This window comes from Bradyrhizobium sp. STM 3809 (genome assembly GCF_000239795.1).
In the GTDB taxonomy this organism is placed as follows: Bacteria; Pseudomonadota; Alphaproteobacteria; order Rhizobiales; family Xanthobacteraceae; genus Bradyrhizobium.
The window spans coordinates 1-1,761 of sequence record NZ_CAFJ01000665.1; the positions used below are offsets into that span (position 1 = coordinate 1).

A 1,761-nucleotide genomic window follows, 5' to 3' on the forward strand; every position below is an offset into this window, starting at 1 on the left:
AGATTCTCAATCCTCATGGTCGGGAGCGCCGGCTGCGGCGCGTCGCGAACCATGAGGCCCCCGCAAACGCCAAGTCATATGCGGTTGACCTGCCGCAGGCGGCGAGAGATCGCACCGCACTGGCCGCGCGGTGCTCGAACCAACGACAACAGGAGATGACCGCGCGATGTGGGCTTCAATCATATCGGAATGGCTGAGCCTGATCTTCCGCTGGCTGCACGTGATCGCGGCGGTGGCCTGGATCGGCAGTTCGTTCTACTTCATCGCGCTGGATCTCAGCCTGAAGTCGCGCGACAGCCTGCCGAAGGGCGTGATGGGCGAGGCCTGGCAGGTGCATGGCGGCGGCTTCTACCACATCGTCAAATATCTGGTGGCGCCGTCGCAGATGCCGAGCGAGCTGACCTGGTTCAAATGGGAGGCCTACACCACCTGGCTGTCCGGCTTCGTGCTGATGATCGTGGTGTATTACCTCAACGCCGATCTGTTCCTGGTCGACAAGTCGATCCTCGATCTCACGCCGGTCCAGGCCGGCCTGTTCAGCTTCGGCTCGCTGGCGCTGGCGTGGCTGCTGTATGAAGCCGCCTGCCGCAGCGGCCTCGCCCGGCACGAGCTGCCATTTGCGATCGGCGGCTACATCTTCCTGGTCGCGCTCACGTTTGCCTTTACCCACGTGCTGAGCGGCCGCGGCGCGTTCAACCAGATCGGCGCGATCATCGGCACCATCATGGTCGCCAACGTGTTCGCGGTGATCATCCCCAACCAGAAGAAGATCGTCGCCGCGCTGCTCGCCGGCGAGGCGCCCGATCCCAAGCTCGGCAAGGCCGGCAAGGAGCGCTCGGTCCATAACAACTATCTGACCCTGCCGGTCGTCGCGCTGATGATCAGCAACCATTATCCGCTGTTGTTCGGCACCCGCTACAATTGGGCGATCGTCGCCATCGTGCTCGCGCTCGGCCCGGTGATCCGCCACTTCTTCAACGAGCGCCACAAGGGCCACCCGTCGCCCTGGTGGGTGTGGGGCGTCGCCGCCGCCGGCATGATCGCGATCCTGCTGCTGTCCGCCGCCGGCCCGCGCGACGCAAAGACGGCCGCCACTGTCGCACAGCCGACCTTCGCGCAGGTCGAGGAGATCGTGACCTCCCGCTGCAGCATGTGCCACGCCGCCGAGCCCGTGTGGGACGGCATCGTCACCGCCCCCAAGGGCGTGCTGCTCGACACTGCCGAGCACATCCAGCGCAACGCCCGCCTGATCGCCCGCAACGCCGCCTGGTCGAGCGCGATGCCGCCCGGCAACATCACCGAGATCACCGCCGACGAGCGCGCCGTGCTCGCGGCGTGGGCGGGGGCGCGATGAGACGCGGCGCTCGTGCTCGTGCCGGCGACCGCCTCATCACATCGTAAGACAGCCGAAAAAGCCAGCTCCAGGCTCGCCGTCGTCCCGGCCTCGAGCCGGGACCCATAACCACAGGGCGTGGTTTGGGGCACGCGATCGGCAGCACCTCACAACTCACAGCCGCTGCGGCGTATGGGTCCCGGGTCGGCGCCGCAACGCGCTGGGCGCGTCGCGGCTTGCCCGGGACGACGATGGGGTCCGTAGGGTGGGCAAAGGCGCGCCCGTGCTGTTTGGGTGAATGCGCCGCTGCATCGCGCGCCGTGCCCACCAATCTCGCCCAGCATACAGATGCACGGTGGGCACGCTGCCGCCTTCGGCGGCCGCTTTGCCCACCCTACGGTCCAAGCGACATCGTCATGCGCTGCCAA

General features: G+C 67.0%; 1 protein-coding gene. It reads left to right on the forward strand.

What is annotated here, in order from left to right:
* Nucleotides 1-166 precede the first annotated feature (166 nt).
* A complete protein-coding gene (locus tag BRAS3809_RS29400) occupies nt 167-1,354 on the forward strand; it encodes a urate hydroxylase PuuD (RefSeq protein WP_008965655.1) in 1,188 nt (395 codons plus the stop codon).
* Nucleotides 1,355-1,761: the final 407 nt, after the last annotated feature.